This window comes from Streptomyces sp. NPDC019443, from assembly GCF_044389785.1.
In the GTDB taxonomy this organism is placed as follows: Bacteria; Actinomycetota; Actinomycetes; order Streptomycetales; family Streptomycetaceae; genus Streptomyces.
Genome location: NZ_JBIRYJ010000001.1, coordinates 1064104 through 1081023, shown reverse-complemented (window position 1 = coordinate 1081023; position 16920 = coordinate 1064104). Strand labels below are relative to the sequence as shown.

Sequence of the window (16920 nt, the reverse complement as noted above, 5' to 3'; positions counted from 1 at the left end):
GGGCATGTTCGGGCACGGCACGGGCGTGGCCGGCAATGGTGTCGAGGAAGGCGGTGGTGAGCGGATCGGGGTGGGGGTGCGCGTGTAGGCGGTCAGCAGACGGCGCACCGGCGGGTCCGCCCGGTGGAGGGAGTTGCGAGTCCGAGCCTCTATGGTGGATGCCATGTCCACCCCTGAGCTGATCCGCATCGTCTCACGCGACTCGCCAATGGCGCTCGCCCAGGTGGAGCGTGTGCGCACCGAACTGGCCGCGCTCCACCCCGGCATCCGCACCGAGGTCGTACCGGTCAAGACGACCGGGGACAAGTGGATGGGCGACCTTTCCCTGGTCGAAGGGAAGGGCGCGTTCACCAAGGAGGTGGACGCCGCCCTGATCGCCGGAGAGGCGGACCTCGCCGTGCACTGCGTCAAGGACGTGCCCGCCGACCGGCCGCTGCCCGCCGGGACGGTCTTCGCCGCCTTCCTCAAGCGCGACGACATCCGCGACGCCCTCATCCATCCCGCGGGGCTCACTCTCGACGAGCTCCCGGCAGGGACGCGAATCGGCACATCCTCCGTACGCCGCAGGGCCCAGCTCGCCGCCTCCCACCCGCAGCTCGAGTGCGTGCCGATGCGCGGCAACGCCAACCGCCGTCTGGACAAGCTCGCCCACGGCGAGGCGGACGCGCTACTGCTGGCCGTCTCCGGCCTGGAGCGCATCGGCCGCACGGATGTGATCGCCGAGGTCCTCGCGCCCGAGGTGATGTGCCCCCCGATCGGCGCGGGCATCCTGGCCCTCCAGTGCCGCGAGGGCGACACCGACGTGATCGACATCGTCAGCGGCCTCGGTGACCCCGACGCCCACCGCGAGGCCACGGCGGAACGTATGTTCCTCCACGTTCTCCAGGGTCACTGCAACAGCCCGATCGCCGGTTACGCCAAGTCCGAGCGCAGCGGCGATCTCTCCCTGCGCGCCTGCGTGTTCACGCCCGACGGCAAGACGGTCCTCAACGCGCACGAATGGGCCGGCCCCCTCGACCCGGCCACCCTCGGCACCTCCGTCGCCGTCACCCTGCTCCGCCAGGGCGCACGAGAGTTGATCGACTCCATCGCGCACTGAACACCGGGGCCTGGGCACGGCCTGGCCTCAGGCGGACTTCTCCCTGCGCTCCCCCGCCTCGCCCGGCTGCTCACGCGGCACGAGGGTCGGGTTGACGTTGTCGAGCACGGTCTCGCGATCGACCACGACGCGGGCCACGTCGTCCCGGCTCGGCACCTCGTACATCACATTGAGCAGAACCTCTTCGAGGATCGCCCGGGCCGCCCGGGCTCCGGTACGTCGGAGCAGCGCCTGTTCGGCGATCGCGCCGACGGCCTCATCGGTGAACTCCAGCTCGACGCCGTCGAGTTCGAGGAGTTTCTGGTACTGCTTGATCAGCGCGTTGCGCGGCTCGGTCAGGATCCGCGTCAGAGCCGTGCGGTCGAGCGGCCGGACACTCGTCACCATCGGAAGCCGGCCGACGAACTCCGGGATCAGCCCGAACTTCAGCAGGTCCTCGGGCATCACCTCGGCGAAGGCGTCCCGGTCCGCCCGCTCCTGGGCGGTGGGGATCGCGGCCGCGAACCCGATGCCCTTGCGCGCGGCCCGCTGCTCGATGATCCGCTCAAGACCGGCGAACGCTCCGCCGACGATGAACAGCACATTGCCCGTATCGAACTGGATGAACTCCTGCTGCGGGTGCTTGCGTCCGCCCTGCGGCGGGACTGAGGCCGTCGTGCCCTCCAGCATCTTCAGCAGCGCCTGCTGGACGCCTTCGCCGGAGACGTCCCGGGTGACCGAGGGGTTCTCGCTCTTGCGGGCGACCTTGTCGATCTCGTCGATGTAGATGATGCCGGTCTCGGCCTTCGCGACGTCGTAGTCGGCCGCCTGGATCAGCTTCAGCAGGATGGTCTCGACGTCCTCACCGACGTAGCCGGCCTCGGTGAGCGCGGTTGCGTCGACGATCGCGAACGGTACGTCGAGCATCCGGGCGAGCGTCTGAACGAGGTAGGTCTTGCCGCAGCCGGTCGGGCCGATCAGCAGGATGTTGGACTTGCCGAGTTCGACCGGCTCTTCCTGCGCGAGGTGCCGCGACTTGGCGCCACCTTCGGACCGGATGCGTTTGTAGTGGTTGTAGACCGCCACCGAGAGCGTCTTCTTGGCGCTCTCCTGCCCGATGACGTACTGCTCGAGGAACTCGAAGATCTCGCGCGGTCTGGGCAGTTCCTCCCACCCCACCTGAGAGAGCTCGCTCGGCTCGTCGTCGATGAGCTCGTTGCAGAGTCCGACGCATTCGTCGCAGATGCACAGCCGGTCCGGTCCCGCGATGAGTCTGTTGACCTGCTTCTGGCTCTTCCCGCAGAACGTGCATGCCAGTAAGGAGCCGCCGTCACCGATGCGTGTCACTCGGAAGCGTCCCCTCGCTGGTTACGAGTTGCAATGTCCTGATCATATGACGTCACCATCTGGATGGCGACGGTATCTTGAACCGCGACAGACGGCAACACGGCGATGAGTGAGGGGCAATGGGCCGGCTCAGCAGAGCGGAGCTGCAGCAGCTCAACCGCGCCAAGGTGCTCGCCGCCGCCAGGGACGAGTTCGCCGGGCGCGGCTTCCGCGACGCCAAGGTGGACGGTATCGCCGAGCGCGCCGGGCTGACTCGCGGTGCCGTCTACTCCAACTTCCCCGGGAAGCGGGCCCTTTACTTCGCGGTTCTGGCCGAACTCGCCGAGCGCGCGCCCGAGCCACCGGCTCCGGATGCAGCGGCACCGGAGGCAGCCCACGAGCCGCCGCATCCGGAGCCGGACAGCACCGTCTTCGAGGCGCTCGGCGCGTTCGCCCGCGCCTGGGTCGCCCGGCTGCCACTCGCCGGGACCGGCGCCGACACCGACGAGAAGCGGGGCTCGGCCCGGCTCGGCATGCACCTGATGCCCGAGATCCTCGCCGACGAATCGATTCGGCGCCCGTTCGGGCAGCTGCTGAAGCTGGACGCGATCCTCCTCGGGCTGGCCCTGGAGCGGCTGCGACCGGCCGACGCGCCACATGGCCGCTTGGTGCGGGTTGCCGAGGCCGCCCTCACAACCCTGTACGGCGCGAGCCAACTGGCCGACGCCGCACCCGGGTTCATCGAGCCCTTCAACGTCGTCAGGGCCTGCGAGCAGCTGGCGAGCCTCGATCTCAACGACGCGTGGCCCCCGCCGTACCTCCCCTACATCCCGCACGCGCAGCCGGCCGACGAGCCGTGGGACCCGCCGCGGGCGGTGGACGCTGTGCGCGGCGCGCCCGCGCGCCTCGCGGAAGACGGCGTGGTGGGCATCCTCGGGCTGCACCGCCTGGAAGCCGCCGAGGAGTTGGTACGGGCTGCACCGCCCGGCGCAACAGTCACCGCCGTCCTGGTCACTGCCAACCCCGGCGAGCTGGCACCCCTGGCACGGCTGAGCGTCGTCGGCCTCCGCGACTGCCTGCGTCAGGCCTTCCCGCCGTCGGCCTGGCCGCGCCTTCAGGTGGTGTGCGACGAGTCGGGCGCCCTCGCCGCGGCGGCCGGCGTGCCCGCCGTGAGCGACGCGACCGAGGCCGCCGTCCGTATCGAATCCGGCCGGATCGTCGCCCGCGCCGACGGCCGCGGCGCGTGCCACGCGGCGGCGTCGGCCGGTGCCGCCGTCCAGGCCCGGACTGAGCGGGCCGGCGGCCGGAGGGGCCGAGGGGGGTACATCAATGAACGACAACCACTCTCCTAAGGCGGTGCTCAAACGCGAACGGGTGCGCGCGTATCTGCTCGCCCTCGTCGAGGACCGCCGGCCCGGTGACGCCATCCCCTCCGAGCGCACGCTCTGCGGCCAACTGAGCGTCTCCCGGCCCACCTTGCGCGCCGCCGTCGACGAACTCGTTGCCACCGGACAGCTCGTACGCGAACACGGCCGCGGCATGTTCGTCGCCCCCGCCAAAATCACTCAGGAGCTGGTCGCGGAGAGCGGCCCGGCCGCGGCCCCGCAGGCCCCTGGTGCCTGGGCGAGCCGGGTTCTCGAATTCCGAACCGTCACCGCCGGTGCGCGCATCGGGCGCAAGCTGCGGGTCTTCCCCCGCAGCCGAGCTGGTGTACGTGGCCCGGCTGCGGCTGGTGGACGGTGCGCCCATCACGCTGGAGTATCTGCACACCCCGCCGTTCTGGTGCCCGGGCTCACCCCTGAGCAGATGGAGGCGGGCTTCTACACGCATCTGCGCGAGGAGCGCAACGTCGTGACCGCCCGGGCCGTGCAGTCGATCGAGCCGACCGTTCTCAGCGAGGACGAGGCCAAGCTGCTCGGCGTCCCGGCCCTCTCCCCCGCTCTGCTGTTCGACCGCGTCACCTCGGACGGCGCGGGCAGGCCGGTGGAGTACGTGCGGTCCCTCTACCGCGGCGACCGGTACCGCATCGTCTCGCGGCTGGCGCTCGGCCCGGCCGCGGACGACCGTCCGGCACCCGACGCCTCGCGGACTGCCGCCTGGTGGGGCACGGTGGAGTGAACGCATTGAGAGGAGTGCGACACACATGTCACATCACACCTACCGGGTCACCGAGATCGTCGGCACCTCCCACGAGGGCGTCGACGACGCCATCCGCAACGGCATCAACCGTGCGTCCCAGACCCTGCGGGGACTCGACTGGTTCGAGGTGACGCAGGTCCGCGGAAATATCGTCGACGGGCAGATCGAGCACTACCAGGTCGGTCTCAAGGTCGGCTTCCGGCTCGACGACGGCGACTGACCGCCGGGTCCGTGCGGCCACCGGGCCGGATCAGGTGCGGCCCTCCCGTTCCTGCGCGTCCTTCATCGCCTCGGACCTGTCGGCCGCCCATCCGGCCCGTACGACCCGGAAACCGGCCCGCTCCGCGTCGTTGCACACCAACTCGTCGTCGTCCACCAGCATCCGGATCTCCCGGTCGCGGCCCAGCCGCCGCAGGATCTCCAGCTTGGTCGTGCGGGCGGGCCCGCGGTCGACGTTGCGCCGCATGAACACCCTGCCCTCGGGCAGTCCCTGCTCGGCCAGCCAGGCCAGGGTGTCCCTGCGGCACCTCTCCGGCCTGCCCGTGAGGTACATGACCTCGCACTCCTCGGCCGCCTGCAGGCACATCTCGATGCCCTTCGCCAGCGGCGGGTCGTCGGGAGCCGCTGCGAAGAAGGCGTCCCAGTCGCGCGGTTTGCGCTCCAGGAAGCGCTGCCGGTGCCCCGAGTCGGCGAGCGTACCGTCCAGGTCGAATATGGCCAGTGGCCTGCTGTTTCGCGTCACAGCCCCCACCCTGGGCAAGGCCGGGGGAATCCCGCTGCGGTGAGCGCGTTGAACTGGGTGTGAGCTCAGTGATCGCGTCCACCCGGCTGTCCGTACTCGACCGTTCCCGCACCCGCGAGGGATACGACGGGCCCGCCGCCCTGCGCGACACGGTTCGTCTGGCACAGGAGCTGGAGGCGCTCGGCTATCACCGTTTCTGGGTGTCCGAGCACCACAGCGTGCCGGGGGTGGCCGGTTCGGCGCCGACCGTCCTCGCGGCGGCCGTCGCGGCCGCGACCTCCGCAATCCGCGTCGGCACGGGCGGCGTCATGCTGCCGAACCATCAACCACTGGTCGTCGCCGAGCAGTTCGGGGTGCTCGAATCGCTCTTCCCCGGCCGGATCGACATGGGGCTCGGCCGTTCCGTGGGCTTCACGGACGGGATACGCAGGGCGCTGGGCCGGGACAAGAAGGACGCCGAGGACTTCGCGGGGCAGCTGGAGGAACTGCTGGGCTGGTTCACGGGTGAGCAGACGGCGCATCCGCAGGTGCACGCCCGCCCTGCGGAGGGTCTGCGCGTGCCGCCGTTCCTTCTGGCGACCGGTGAGGGCGCCCAGATCGCGGCCGCGGCCGGGCTGCCGCTGGTCATCGGCGACATTCGGGGCCGCGAGCGGATGCTGGCGGCCATCGACCGCTACCGGCGGGAGTTCCGGCGGTCCCCCTGGTCCGAGCAGCCGTATGTGGTCGTCTCGGGCACGGTCGTGATCGCCGCCACGGAGGCGGAGGCCCGTCGGCTGCTGATGCCGGAGGCGTGGGCGCTGGCGTACTCCCGTACGCACGGTGTCTTCCCACCGCTCGTGCCGCCGGAGCGGATCGAGGAGCTGACGATGACGGAGAAGGGGCGCGGGTTCTACGAGTCCGGGCTGCGCGGCCATATCGCCGGGACCCAGGAGCAGGTGGCGCATGCGCTGGAGGCGGTTGTGAAGGACAGCGGCGCGGACGAGGTGCTGGTCACGACCAGCACGTATGACCGTGCGGCGCTGCTGGACTCCTTCCGCGGGCTCGCCGGGATCGCGGGGCTGACCAGCTGCGACGCCTAGAATGGATGTGGTCGCGGCCGCGGACTGGGGCATCGGCCTCGGGACCGGCGGGGGCGACGAGGGCGGGCGCGTTGTCGCGGCGGGGACCCCGGCGGAGGTGGCGCGGGCGGCCGGCAGCCGCACCGCGCCGTATCTGCTGTGGTGCCTCCCTTGACGTCTGCTAGGCCGCCGTGTCGAAGGTGTAGTAGCGGGTGTGGTCCAGCATGTCCGCGGGGGTCACGTTGTTCCACGGGCGCATCGTGTCGTTGAGGTCCACCACATTGGCCGTGCCGGCGGCCGGGAGGTAGGCAGAGCCGGGGTGGCGGGCCTGCCAGTCGGCCCAGAGTTTGTCGATGAAGGCGTGGTGGAGCCAGAACACCGGATCGTTCGGCGAGACGCCGGTGGCCATCTGACCACCGACCCAGACGTGCACGCGGTTGTGCAGATTCGGGCCGCGCCAGCCTTCCAGGTGGTTGCGGAAGCTGTTCGACGCGCTGTTCCACGGCACGGCGTCATAGGTGGTCATGGCGAGTACGGAGTCGACCTCGGCCCTGGTCGGCAGCTGCCGTCCGCCGGCGCCGAGGTCCCGGCGAAGATATCCGCGGCCGTCCACGCGGACGCTGACCGGCCACCTGCCGGCGGCGAAGGCGAACGGTCCGTCCATCACCTGGCCGTCCCTGCTGCGTCCGGTGCCGCCGAGGAAGTCGGCCGCCCAGAGCGAGGAGGCGGCGGTGCGGTCCGCGGTCCAGTCCCAGTACGGCAGAGCCACCGAGGGGTCGACGGCCTGGAGCGCCTGCTCGAACTGGATGAGGAATCGGCGGTGCCAGGGCAGGAAGGAGGGCGAACGGTGCCCGACGCGGTCTCCGTTGTCGGTGTCACTCATGATGAAGGCGTTGTGGGTGGTGACGAAGGTGTCGTACTGGCCATTGCGCTTGAGCGCGAGCAGCGCGTCGGCGAAGCGGCGCTTCTCGGTGGCGGTGAGCTGGGCCTGGTTCTTGCGTACGGTCATGGCGGTGCTCCCGGATCAGGCGACGGCGAGGGGGACGAGCTGGGCACCCTGGAGCTCCGCCACGGCGGCGCGGGCCACCGCGCGGGGCGTGGCGAACGTCTCGTAGTGGTTGACGACGCTGATCCAGGTGCCGTCGGCGTTGCGCATGACGTGCAGTTCCTCGCCGTCTATACGCACCGCATAGCCGCCCCCGTGTCCCTCGCCTCCGCCGTGTCCGCCGTGGTGTCCGCCGCTGTGCGACGGCGCGCCCTGTATTCGGCGGCCCCGGTAGACCTCGTCGAAGGACGCGGGATCGGCCGCGGTCGACACCTTCCGCGCGGCAGCGGTGGCGGTGCCTCCTACGGCGAGCGCGGCGGCCGCTCCTGCGGCCGCGCCCAGGGCGCGTCGTCGGGTGATTTCAGGCATGGCAAAACCCCCAGGAATTGCAGTGGTTCGGTTGGTCACGGCGTGGTCGGTTGCCGTGACCCGGCCATGCCTACCGGCTGACCCGAGTCCCGCTGAAATCCCTGAGGACTGGTTGGCTACTAAGCGGACATGTCGAGATATGCAGTGCAGAATTGAACAAAGTTGATCTTGTTGTCCGCGCGCCCAGCCGCCGCCAGAAGCGCAAATCCTCCGGCCGATGTGGCAGTTGTGTGAATATCTTGTTGCGGGGGGCGTGGCGACGTGTTCGGCTTCACATGGGAAAGCTGACCGGATCCCCGCCTCAGCGGCGCACCTTCCGGATGGCCCGCAGCCACTCCTTGTTCATGGCCGAGATCGACGGCAGCGGGATGCCCTTCGGACAGGCCGTCGCGCATTCGCCTGTCAGCGTGCAGCCGCCGAAGCCCTCCTCGTCCATCGTCGCGACCATGTCGAGCACCCGCGTCTCGCGTTCGGGCGCGCCCTGCGGCAGCACATTGAGGTGGTTGACCTTCGCCGAAGTGAAGAGCATCGCCGAGCCGTTGGGGCAGGCCGCGACGCAGGCTCCGCAGCCGATGCACTCGGCGTGCTCGAAGGCGAAGTCGGCGTCCGGCTTGGCCACGGCCGTCGCGTGCGCCTCGGGAGCCGCGCCGGTGGGGGCGGTGATGTAGCCGCCGGCCTGGATGATCCGGTCGAAGGCGCTGCGGTCGACCACCAGGTCCTTCACCACGGGGAAGGCGGAGGCACGCCACGGCTCGACATCGATGGTGTCGCCGTCCCTGAAGGACCGCATATGGAGCTGGCAGGTGGTGGTGCGCTCCGGGCCGTGGGCGTCGCCGTTGATGACCAGACTGCACGCTCCGCAGATGCCCTCGCGGCAGTCGTGGTCGAAGGCGACAGGGTCCTCTCCGCGCAGGATGAGTTCCTCGTTGAGGGTGTCGAGCATCTCGAGGAACGACATGTCCTTCGAGATGCCGTCGACCTCGTACGTGGCCATGGCACCAGGGGCGTCGGAGTTCTGCTGGCGCCAGACGCGCAGGGTGAGCTTCATGCGTAGCTCCGCTGGGTGGGGTGGACGTATTCGAAGACGAGGTCCTCCTTGTGCAGGACGGGCGCCGCGCCGGTGCGGGAGCTGGGCTGTCCCGCGGGGCGACCCCCGGACCCCCGGAATTCCCAGGCCGCGGCATAGCCGAACTCCTCGTCCCTGCGGGCGGCTTCGCCGTCCGGTGTCTGGGACTCCTCACGGAAGTGGCCGCCGCAGGACTCGGCGCGGTGCAGTGCGTCGAGGCACATCAGCTCGGCGAGCTCCAGATAGTCGACGATGCGGTTGGCCTTCTCCAGCGACTGGTTGAACTCCTCGCCAGTGCCCGGCACCTTGATGCGGCCCCAGAACTCCTCACGGATCTGCGGGATGCGGTCGAGCGCCTTACGGAGGCCCTCGTCCGTGCGGGCCATTCCGCAGAACTCCCACATGAGTTGGCCCAGTTCGCGGTGGAAGGAGTCGGGGGTGCGGTCTCCGTCGACCGAGAGCAGCAGATTCAGCCGGTCCTCGGTCTCGGCCAGCACCTCTGCCACCGCCGGGTGCGAGGCGTCGACGCTCTCCGGGTGCGGATTGCGGGCGAGGTAGTCGTTGATCGTGGACGGCAGGACGAAGTACCCGTCGGCGAGGCCCTGCATCAGCGCGGACGCGCCCAGCCGGTTCGCGCCGTGGTCCGAGAAGTTGGCCTCTCCGATCGCGAAGAGACCCGGGACGGTGGTCTGGAGGTCGTAGTCGACCCACAGCCCGCCCATTGTGTAGTGCACGGCGGGGTAGATCCGCATCGGGACTTCGTACGGGTTCTCGGCGGTGATCCGCTCGTACATGTCGAAGAGGTTGCCGTACTTCTCCTCGACCTTCTTCCGGCCCATCCGCCGGATCGCGTCGGCGAAGTCCAGGTAGACGCCCTGCCCGCCGGGGCCGACGCCGCGGCCCTCGTCACAGACGTTCTTCGCGGCCCGCGATGCGATGTCGCGGGGGACGAGATTGCCGAAGGAGGGGTAGATCCGCTCCAGGTAGTAGTCGCGCTCGTCCTCGGGGATCTCGTTGGGCGGCCGCTGGTCGCCACGTGCCTTCGGCACCCAGATACGGCCGTCGTTGCGAAGCGACTCGCTCATCAGGGTCAGCTTGGACTGGTGGTCGCCGGTGCGCGGGATGCAGGTGGGGTGGATCTGGGTGAAGCAGGGGTTGGCGAAGTACGCGCCGCGCCGATGTGCGCGCCAGATGGCGGTGGCGTTGGAGTTCATGGCGTTCGTCGACAGATAGAAGACGTTGCCGTATCCGCCGGATGCCAGCACCACGGCGTCCGCGAAGTGGCTGGAGATCTCCCCGGTGATCAGATCGCGGGCCACGATGCCGCGCGCCCGCCCGTCGACGACGATCAGATCGAGCATTTCGGTGCGGGCGTGCAGGGTCACCGATCCGGCCGCGATCTGTCTCGACAGCGCCTGGTAGGCCCCGAGCAGGAGCTGCTGTCCGGTCTGGCCGCGGGCGTAGAAGGTACGGGAGACCTGGACGCCGCCGAAGGAGCGGGTGTCGAGCAGGCCGCCGTACTCGCGGGCGAAGGGCACGCCCTGCGCGACGCACTGGTCGATGATCTCCACCGAGATCTGGGCGAGCCGATGGACGTTCGCCTCGCGGGCGCGGAAGTCGCCGCCCTTGACGGTGTCGTAGAAGAGTCGGTGGATCGAGTCGCCGTCGTTGCGGTAGTTCTTCGCGGCGTTGATCCCGCCCTGGGCGGCAATGGAGTGTGCGCGGCGCGGCGAGTCCTGATAGCAGAACTGCTCGACGTGGTAGCCCTGTTCGGCGAGTGTCGCGCCGGCCGCGCCGCCCGCGAGGCCGGTGCCGACGACGATGACGGTGTACTTGCGGCGGTTGGCCGGGTTGACCAGCCTCGCCTCGAAGCGCCGGCGGTCCCAGCGCTCGACGATGGGTCCTTGCGGGGCTTTGGTGTCGGCGATCGGTGCGCCGGTCTCGTAGGCCGTGTAGTCGGCGTTCATGTCAGCTCACCACTCCGGTCATGACGGCGACTGGTACGGAGACGAAGCCCGCGGTCAGCACCAGCGCGAGGACGTCTGCGAGTGCCTTGAGCGCGCGGTCGCGGGTGGCGTTGCCGGCGCCGAGGGTCTGGGCGGCGCTGAAGAATCCGTGCCGGATGTGCAGACCGACGGCGAGCATCGCGACGATGTAGATGACGTTGCCGTACCAGGTGGAGAAGGTCGCGACGACGTTCTCGTACGGATGGCCGGGCTGGGCGTTCTCGTTGACGGTGAGCGTTGTCAGGTCGAGCAGATGCCAGACGATGAACAGCGCGATGATGATGCCGCCCCAACGCATGGTGCGGGTGGCGTAGCTCGTGCGCCGGCGCTTGTGCGCGTACGGAGTGGGCCGGGCTTTGAGATCCCGGCGGCTGAGCTGGTACGCAGAAACCGCGTGCCCCACGACGGCCGCGAGCAGCACCACACGGACGATCCAGAGCCCCCACTCGTAGTGCAGGACGGGCTCGCCCATGGTGCGCAGCCAGTGGCCGTAGGCGTTGAACTCCCCCGGGCCGAAGAAGACCTTGAGATTGCCCATCACATGCGCGACCAGATAGCCGAGCATGATCAGGCCGCTCACGGCCATGACCGCCTTCTTGCCGACCGTCGATCCCCAGAAGGTGCGCGTGGGTGGCGGTTTTCGATCCGTCCGCGTTGCCAGAGCCATGTGAGGAACGCTAGGGCCGAAGGTATCCAAAGGTCCAAGACATGATCCGGCTCATCTCCATAGCCATGCCCTATCGTGAATCCCATGCAGTTCCAGCAGCTCCTCTACTTCGTGGCGGTGGCCGAGACCCGGCACTTCACGCATGCCGCCGAGCGTGTCCATGTCTCCCAGCCGTCGCTCTCCCAGCAGGTCAGGGCGCTGGAGAAGGAACTCGGCGCCGAGCTGTTCAGCCGGGCGCGCGGCAATATCGCGCTCACGGACGCGGGCGAGGCGCTGCTGCCGCTGGCCCGGCGAATCCTCGCCGACGCCGACACCGCCCGGCACGAGGTGCAGGAGCTGGTCCAGCTGCGCCGCGGCCGGGTCAGGCTGGGCGCGACGCCCAGTCTCTGCACCGGCCTGCTCCCGGATGTGCTGCGCGTCTTCCACGATCTGCATCCCGGCATCCAGCTGCTGATCGAGGAGAACGGTTCGCACGATCTCGTACGGGAGCTGGCACGCGGCTCCCTCGACCTGGCCCTGATCGTGCTGCCGCTGCCGCCCGCATCGCCGGCGCTGACGACCGTGGAGCTGCTGCGGGAGGATCTGGTCGTGGTCTCATCGGCCGCGGCTGCGGCGCCGCGTCGGCCGGTGCGGATCGCCGATCTGCGCGACCAGCCGCTGGTGATGTTCCGGCACGGCTATGACCTGCGGGAGCTGACGGTCGCCGCGTGCCGCGCGGAGGGCTTCGAGCCGAGCTTCACCGTGGAGGGCGGCGAGATGGACGCGGTGCTCGGTTTCGTACGGGCGGGGCTCGGCGTAGCCGTGGTGCCGAGCATGGTGGCCGAGCGGGCGGGCCGCGACCTCCGGGTCACGCGGCTGGCCCGGCCAGGACTGCGGCGTACGATCGCGCTCGCGCACCGCAGCGACGTGGCACCGCCGCGCGCCGCGCGTGAGCTGCAGCGGGTCCTGCTGAACTCGCGCGGCGCCGTCCTCTAGCTCCGGGGCTCCGCCTCGGACCCCGCGCCTCAAACGCCGACGAGGCTGAATTTCAGCCCGGCCGGCGGAAATCAAGCCCGTTGGGGGTCCCCCGGACGAAGTCTGGGGGGATTGAGGACCGGGGTCCGGGGCGCAGGCCCGAACCGCTACACCGCGTCCGCCAGCGACAGGGCGTGCAGTTTGTCCGGCGGGCCCGGCCGGGCGTAGTACCAGCCCTGCGCGGTGTCGCAGCCGAGCTCCCGCAGCTGTTCCGCCTGAGCGCCCGTCTCCACCCCCTCGACCGTGACGGCCAGCTGAAGGCTGTGCGCCAGCGAGACGATCCCTTCGACGATCTTCAGGTCGACGGGGTCGGCCGGGTGGCGCTGCATGCCCTGGGTGAAGGACCGGTCCAGCTTGAGCACACTGACCGGCAGCCGGCGCAGATTGGCGAGGTTGGAGTAGCCCGTGCCGAAGTCGTCCAGCGCTATGTCCACGCCCATCTCTGCGAGTTGCCGCAGCGGCTTGAGCAGATCCTCGTCGGCGCCGATCAGCGCGGACTCGGTGACCTCCAGGCAGAGCGCGCCCGGTTCGAGGCCGGAGCGCTCCAGGACGTCGACCGTGTCGGCGACCAGACCCGGGTGGTGCAGCTGGGTGGGCGAGAGGTTCACATTGATCCGCAGCGGGCCGCCGTCGGAATGGCGCTCCTGCCAGTACCTGGCCTGGCGTACAGCCTCCTGGAGCACCCAACGGCCCAGCGGCACGATCAGCCCGGTGTGCTCCGCGAGCGGTATGAACTGGTCCGGCCCGAGCACGCCGTGCTGCGGATGGCACCAGCGCACCAGTGCCTCCGCGCCGTGCACGCTCCCGTCGCCCAGGTGCACCAGCGGCTGGTACTCGATGAAGAACTCACCGCGCTCCAGCGCAGCGGGCAGCGCGGTGGTCAGACCGTGCCGGGTGATGGCGCGGGCATCCGCCTCCGGGTCGGCGAGCTCGAAGCGGTTGCCGCCCGCGGACTTGGCCCGGTACATGGTGATGTCGGCGCTGCGCAGCACCTCGGCGGTGGTGCGCTCGCCGGCCGGACCCTCGACGATGCCGATGCTCCCGCGGACGGTGAATTCCCGGCCGTCTACGCAGATGGGCGAGGCGAGTACGGCGAGGATACGGGTGGCCAGCTCGTCGACCTCGCGCTGGGTGTCGGGGCCGGTCGTCAGCGCCACGAACTCGTCGCCGCCGAGGCGGGCGACCATCTCGCCCGGCGCGGTGGCGCAGCTCTGCAGCCGGTCCGCGACCTCCACCAGGAGCCGGTCCCCCGCCGCATGGCCGAGGCTGTCGTTGATCGCCTTGAACCCGTCGAGGTCGAGGTAGCACAGGCCGAAGCGGGCGCCGTCGCCGGCGGAGAGCGCCTTCTCCAGCCGTTCGAAGAACAGCGTGCGGTTGGGCAGTCCGGTCAGCGCGTCGTGCGTGGCCTCGTAGCGCAGCCGCAGATTGAGCAGCCGGCGCTCGGTGGTGTCCTCCATCAGCGCCAGCTGGTACTCCGGCTGGCCCTCGGCGTCTCGCAGCAGAGAGACCGTCAGATTGGTCCAGAGCACGGTTCCGTCGTTGCGGTAGAACGGCTTCTCCACCCGGAAGTGTTCGCGCTCGCCGCGCACCAGCTCCCCGTACAACTCCCAGACGTGCGGCCGGTCTTCGGGATGCGCCCAGTCGGTCACCCTCCTGCCGCGCACATGGTGCTCAAGGCCGCCGAACATTCGCGTCAGGGTGTCGTTGACCTCGAGCACATTGCCCTCGAGGTCGGCGATCCCGATGCCGATCGCCGCCCCCTCGAACACCGCGCTGAAGCGCGCCTCCGTGGCGTGCAGCGCCTGCATCGCGTCGCTGCGGGCCAGCAACGAGGAGCGGGCGATGGCCTCCTGCTCGGCCAGCGTGCGCTCGCGCAGTCCCTGGGCGAAGCCGGCGGCCAGCGCGTGCTGCAGCTTCGCGCAGCGGGCCCGGCTCTCCTCGGCCGACTGCTCGGGGTCACCACTGCCGCAATACAGCACCAGGTACGCGTCGACGACGCCGAGCGTGCGGCTGAGCGCCTCGGGGTCCGTGCAGTGTGCCTCGACGAGGGCGGCTCCAACGCGCTGCGCGACCTGTGGGTCGAAGGGGCGCGCGTGCAGGGAGAGGCACAACTCCCGGGCCAGCGGCAGCAGATGCTCTTCGACCTCGGGCCGCGTCAGCGATGTGGCCGTCACCGGGAAGATGGCCCGGCTCCAGATCGTGGCGAATCTGCGGAGTCTGTCCTCCAGGCCGTCCGGGTCCGCCGCTGAACCCGCCGCCTGCGACGGCGCCATCACGCCTTGCGCCCCACCCCGGCGAAGCCAGCGAAGGCATATGGGTCCTCCTGCTCGGCGGGGCTGTCGGGCCGCCAGAGCGGCATGGATACCAGCCCGGGCTCGACCATCTCGTACCCCTCGAAGAACCGCGCGATCTCCTCGCGCGAGCGCATGACCAGCGGGTTGCGTATGTTCTGGTAGACGTCGACGGCGCCGCCCGCCTGTTCGTCGGGCACCGGGATTCCTTCGTACGAGGCGTGGGTGACGATGACGAGGCTGCCGGGCGCGAGCGCGTCCCGCAGCTCCGCGACGGCGCTGTGCGGGTCGTCCTCGTCCTCGAGGAAGTGCAGTACGGCGACGAGGAGCAGCGCCACGGGCCGCTCCAGGTCGAGCAGTCCGGTCGTCTCGGGGCTGTCGAGTATCTGCTGCGGCTTGCGCAGGTCGGCGGAGACGACGGCTGCCTGCTCGTTGCCGTCCAGCACGGCCCGGCTGTGTGAGACGGCGACCGGGTCGTGGTCGACGTACACGACCCGGGATTCGGCGCTGGCCTTCTGTGCCACTTCATGGACATTGCCGAAGGTCGGAATGCCGGAGCCGATGTCGAGGAACTGGGTGACGCCCTCGCTCACCGCGTAATTCACGGCCCGGCGCATGAACGCGCGGTTCGCCTGCATGATCTTGGGGAGGCCCGGCATGAACTCCATGGCCCTGCGGGCGGCTTCCCGGTCGACTTCGAAATTGTGCGAGCCGCCCAGGTAGTAGTCATAAATGCGGGACACGCTCGGCACCGATATGTCGATGCCCTGCGGGGCCCAGGCGGGACGCTCCATCGATGTCTCCAACAAGTCGCCACGGGGGAGTTCGGCCATGTCCATGGCCAGTGTTCGAGCCGAGGCTACTGATCGCCCGCCAAGAGAGCGAGCCCAAACGGAAATTAGCGGTCCGTTCTTGGTCACACGCCGACGTTACACAGCAACCGGCCCGTCATCACGCGGGGGGCGTGAGACGGGCCGGCCCGGGCCGGACGCGCGGCGTGGGGACTACTTGGGCGCTCCGACCAGCTTGCCCTGGGGAGATACCGCGTACCAGGTGCCGCCAACGCCCTGACCGTTGGTGTCACCGGGCTTGGCGTCGCCCGAGAAGGTGTAGATCGGCCAGCAGTCGATGGTCTGCTGCTTGATTCCGTCGGGACGGTTGAAGGTGACGAAGCCCTTCTTGAGGATTCCCTCGGTGTCGTTCTTGTCTACAGGGTCGACAACCGGCCACTTCTTGAGGCAATCGCCGGTGCAGGCCGTCTTCATGGGCCAGGCGGAATCCTTCTCGAACCGGTAGACCGTCATTCCGTTCTTGTCGACGACGATCTCACCGAGCTTGGGGTCCTTGCGGACCGAGAGCCCGGCCAGGTCGGCGGCGCCGCCGCCCGCTTCCTCACCGGCGCCCGCGCCGTCGCCGTAGTCTCCGGAGCCCGCCCCGGCACCCGCGCCACCGCCGGCCTTCTTGCCGTCGGGGGCGGCGGCGTACCAAGTGCCGCCCACGCCCTGGCCCTTGGCGTCGCCGGGCTTGGCGTCCTTGGCATAGCGGTACATCGGCCAGCCGCCGATGGTGAGCTGCTTGGAGCCGTCGGCCCTGGTGACCTCGCCGATCAGTGAGGCGTCAGTGCCGGGAGCGGCGGAGGCGCCGCCGGCGGCCACGACGGGCCACGCCTTCGCGCACTCGCCTTCGCAATTGGACTTCGGCGGGCTGGCGGTGTCCTTGTCGAAGCGGTAGAGCGTGAAGCCGGCGCTGTCGGTTACGACCTTGCCGAGCTCCTTGCTGTCCCAGACTGCAAGTTGGCCGGCCGGCTTCGCGGCCGCCTGGTCCGCGGCGGCGCCGCCGTAGTCCGAGCCGTAGCCGCCGGCGCCGGGCTGTGCCGCCGGGTTGGCCGCGCCTACCGCCTGACCATTGGGGTTCTCCGTGCCTTTGTCCTGACCGCACGCCGTCGTCAGCGCGAGTACGGCCGCCGCAGTCACCGCGAGCGAGGCGTTCCGCCAGGTGTTCATGTCCACTCCCGTAGTCCATGGATCTTGCCTCGGCGCCAAGGTGCGCCGTTCATGGCCCTAGGTACGGACAGCGGGGCGCGATGTGTTCAACGCGTTTGAAAAAATCTTCCTCAGTC

15 protein-coding genes and 2 pseudogenes are annotated in these 16920 nt (G+C 69.8%); 7 read left to right on the top strand and 10 right to left on the bottom strand.

Translation table 11 applies throughout. From position 1 onward, the window contains the following. Nucleotides 1-163: 163 nt before the first annotated feature. Entirely contained in the window at nt 164-1099 is a 936-nt protein-coding gene (gene hemC / locus ACH492_RS04920; RefSeq protein ID WP_398982769.1) for a hydroxymethylbilane synthase, read from the top strand. A 27-nt stretch (nt 1100-1126) separates the two neighbouring features. Here hemC and clpX read toward each other — a convergent pair whose 3' ends face one another. Then, the gene (gene clpX / locus ACH492_RS04915; protein WP_398982767.1) at nt 1127-2425 is read right to left on the bottom strand and encodes an ATP-dependent Clp protease ATP-binding subunit ClpX; all 1299 of its coding nucleotides are present in this window, start codon (nt 2423-2425) and stop codon (nt 1127-1129) included. 119 nt (nt 2426-2544) lie between these two features. On the opposite strand from clpX, the gene ACH492_RS04910 reads away from it, so the two are divergent. From ACH492_RS04910 to ACH492_RS04900, 3 genes and pseudogenes are all read left to right on the top strand, one after another. Next, a complete protein-coding gene (locus tag ACH492_RS04910) occupies nt 2545-3756 on the top strand; it encodes a TetR/AcrR family transcriptional regulator (RefSeq protein ID WP_398982765.1) in 1212 nt (403 codons plus the stop codon). After that, nucleotides 3734-4522: pseudogene (locus ACH492_RS04905) on the top strand (GntR family transcriptional regulator). Before ACH492_RS04910 ends, ACH492_RS04905 begins: the two are co-directional and overlap by 23 nt. 25 nt (nt 4523-4547) lie before the next feature. Continuing rightward, complete coding sequence (locus tag ACH492_RS04900) at nt 4548-4763, top strand: dodecin (RefSeq protein WP_398982763.1); 216 nt, start codon at nt 4548-4550, stop codon at nt 4761-4763. Nucleotides 4764-4793: 30 nt separating this feature from the next. Here the strand turns inward: ACH492_RS04900 and ACH492_RS04895 are convergent, their stop codons facing one another. Continuing rightward, nucleotides 4794-5285: a hypothetical protein gene (locus ACH492_RS04895; protein WP_398982761.1), complete on the bottom strand. Its 492-nt coding sequence runs from the start codon at nt 5283-5285 to the stop codon at nt 4794-4796. A gap of 59 nt (nt 5286-5344) precedes the next feature. On the opposite strand from ACH492_RS04895, the gene ACH492_RS04890 reads away from it, so the two are divergent. Then, nucleotides 5345-6364, top strand: a complete 1020-nt coding sequence (locus ACH492_RS04890; protein WP_398982759.1) for an LLM class flavin-dependent oxidoreductase — start codon at nt 5345-5347, stop codon at nt 6362-6364. A gap of 1 nt (nt 6365) precedes the next feature. Then, a pseudogene (locus tag ACH492_RS04885) lies at nt 6366-6518 on the top strand (hypothetical protein); the annotation flags it as partial. A gap of 6 nt (nt 6519-6524) precedes the next feature. Here ACH492_RS04885 and ACH492_RS04880 read toward each other — a convergent pair. The 5 genes from ACH492_RS04880 to ACH492_RS04860 form a co-directional block, all read right to left on the bottom strand. Then, on the bottom strand, nt 6525-7352 hold the full coding sequence (locus ACH492_RS04880) for a tyrosinase family protein (protein ID WP_398982757.1): 828 nt from the start codon (nt 7350-7352) through the stop codon (nt 6525-6527). 15 nt (nt 7353-7367) lie between these two features. Further along, on the bottom strand, nt 7368-7757 hold the full coding sequence (locus ACH492_RS04875; protein WP_398982755.1) for a tyrosinase cofactor: 390 nt from the start codon (nt 7755-7757) through the stop codon (nt 7368-7370). Between the two features lie 301 nt (nt 7758-8058). Further along, on the bottom strand, nt 8059-8805 hold the full coding sequence (locus ACH492_RS04870; protein ID WP_398982753.1) for a succinate dehydrogenase/fumarate reductase iron-sulfur subunit: 747 nt from the start codon (nt 8803-8805) through the stop codon (nt 8059-8061). After that, nucleotides 8802-10790 carry a fumarate reductase/succinate dehydrogenase flavoprotein subunit gene (locus ACH492_RS04865; protein WP_398982751.1) on the bottom strand — a complete coding sequence of 663 codons (1989 nt, stop codon included), beginning with the start codon at nt 10788-10790 and terminating at the stop codon, nt 8802-8804. The genes ACH492_RS04870 and ACH492_RS04865 overlap by 4 nt, the downstream gene beginning before the upstream one ends. 1 nt (nt 10791) lies before the next feature. Continuing rightward, nucleotides 10792-11496: a succinate dehydrogenase gene (locus ACH492_RS04860; protein ID WP_398982749.1), complete on the bottom strand. Its 705-nt coding sequence runs from the start codon at nt 11494-11496 to the stop codon at nt 10792-10794. An 84-nt stretch (nt 11497-11580) separates the two neighbouring features. Between ACH492_RS04860 and ACH492_RS04855 the strand changes: the two genes are divergently transcribed. Then, nucleotides 11581-12471: a LysR family transcriptional regulator gene (locus ACH492_RS04855; RefSeq protein ID WP_398982747.1), complete on the top strand. Its 891-nt coding sequence runs from the start codon at nt 11581-11583 to the stop codon at nt 12469-12471. Nucleotides 12472-12617: 146 nt separating this feature from the next. Here ACH492_RS04855 and ACH492_RS04850 read toward each other — a convergent pair whose 3' ends face one another. The 3 genes from ACH492_RS04850 to ACH492_RS04840 form a co-directional block, all read right to left on the bottom strand. Then, the gene (locus ACH492_RS04850; protein ID WP_398982745.1) at nt 12618-14783 is read right to left on the bottom strand and encodes a putative bifunctional diguanylate cyclase/phosphodiesterase; all 2166 of its coding nucleotides are present in this window, start codon (nt 14781-14783) and stop codon (nt 12618-12620) included. After that, complete coding sequence (locus tag ACH492_RS04845) at nt 14783-15595, bottom strand: SAM-dependent methyltransferase (protein WP_398982743.1); 813 nt, start codon at nt 15593-15595, stop codon at nt 14783-14785. The genes ACH492_RS04850 and ACH492_RS04845 overlap by 1 nt, the downstream gene beginning before the upstream one ends. 210 nt (nt 15596-15805) lie before the next feature. Beyond that, a complete protein-coding gene (locus ACH492_RS04840) occupies nt 15806-16804 on the bottom strand; it encodes an SCO0930 family lipoprotein (RefSeq protein ID WP_398982742.1) in 999 nt (332 codons plus the stop codon). Nucleotides 16805-16920: the final 116 nt, after the last annotated feature.

What these genes read in the sequence shown, in the direction of transcription:
- hemC (WP_398982769.1), top strand. Translation starts at nt 164, where the DNA reads ATGTCCACCCCTGAGCTGATCCGCATCGTCTCACGCGACTCGCCAATG.
- ACH492_RS04910 (WP_398982765.1), top strand. Translation starts at nt 2,545, where the DNA reads ATGGGCCGGCTCAGCAGAGCGGAGCTGCAGCAGCTCAACCGCGCCAAG.
- ACH492_RS04900 (WP_398982763.1), top strand. Translation starts at nt 4,548, where the DNA reads ATGTCACATCACACCTACCGGGTCACCGAGATCGTCGGCACCTCCCAC.
- ACH492_RS04880 (WP_398982757.1), bottom strand. Translation starts at nt 7,352, where the DNA reads ATGACCGTACGCAAGAACCAGGCCCAGCTCACCGCCACCGAGAAGCGC.
- ACH492_RS04875 (WP_398982755.1), bottom strand. Translation starts at nt 7,757, where the DNA reads ATGCCTGAAATCACCCGACGACGCGCCCTGGGCGCGGCCGCAGGAGCG.
- ACH492_RS04870 (WP_398982753.1), bottom strand. Translation starts at nt 8,805, where the DNA reads ATGAAGCTCACCCTGCGCGTCTGGCGCCAGCAGAACTCCGACGCCCCT.
- ACH492_RS04865 (WP_398982751.1), bottom strand. Translation starts at nt 10,790, where the DNA reads ATGAACGCCGACTACACGGCCTACGAGACCGGCGCACCGATCGCCGAC.
- ACH492_RS04860 (WP_398982749.1), bottom strand. Translation starts at nt 11,496, where the DNA reads ATGGCTCTGGCAACGCGGACGGATCGAAAACCGCCACCCACGCGCACC.
- ACH492_RS04855 (WP_398982747.1), top strand. Translation starts at nt 11,581, where the DNA reads ATGCAGTTCCAGCAGCTCCTCTACTTCGTGGCGGTGGCCGAGACCCGG.
- ACH492_RS04850 (WP_398982745.1), bottom strand. Translation starts at nt 14,783, where the DNA reads ATGGCGCCGTCGCAGGCGGCGGGTTCAGCGGCGGACCCGGACGGCCTG.
- ACH492_RS04845 (WP_398982743.1), bottom strand. Translation starts at nt 15,595, where the DNA reads ATGGAGCGTCCCGCCTGGGCCCCGCAGGGCATCGACATATCGGTGCCG.
- ACH492_RS04840 (WP_398982742.1), bottom strand. Translation starts at nt 16,804, where the DNA reads ATGAACACCTGGCGGAACGCCTCGCTCGCGGTGACTGCGGCGGCCGTA.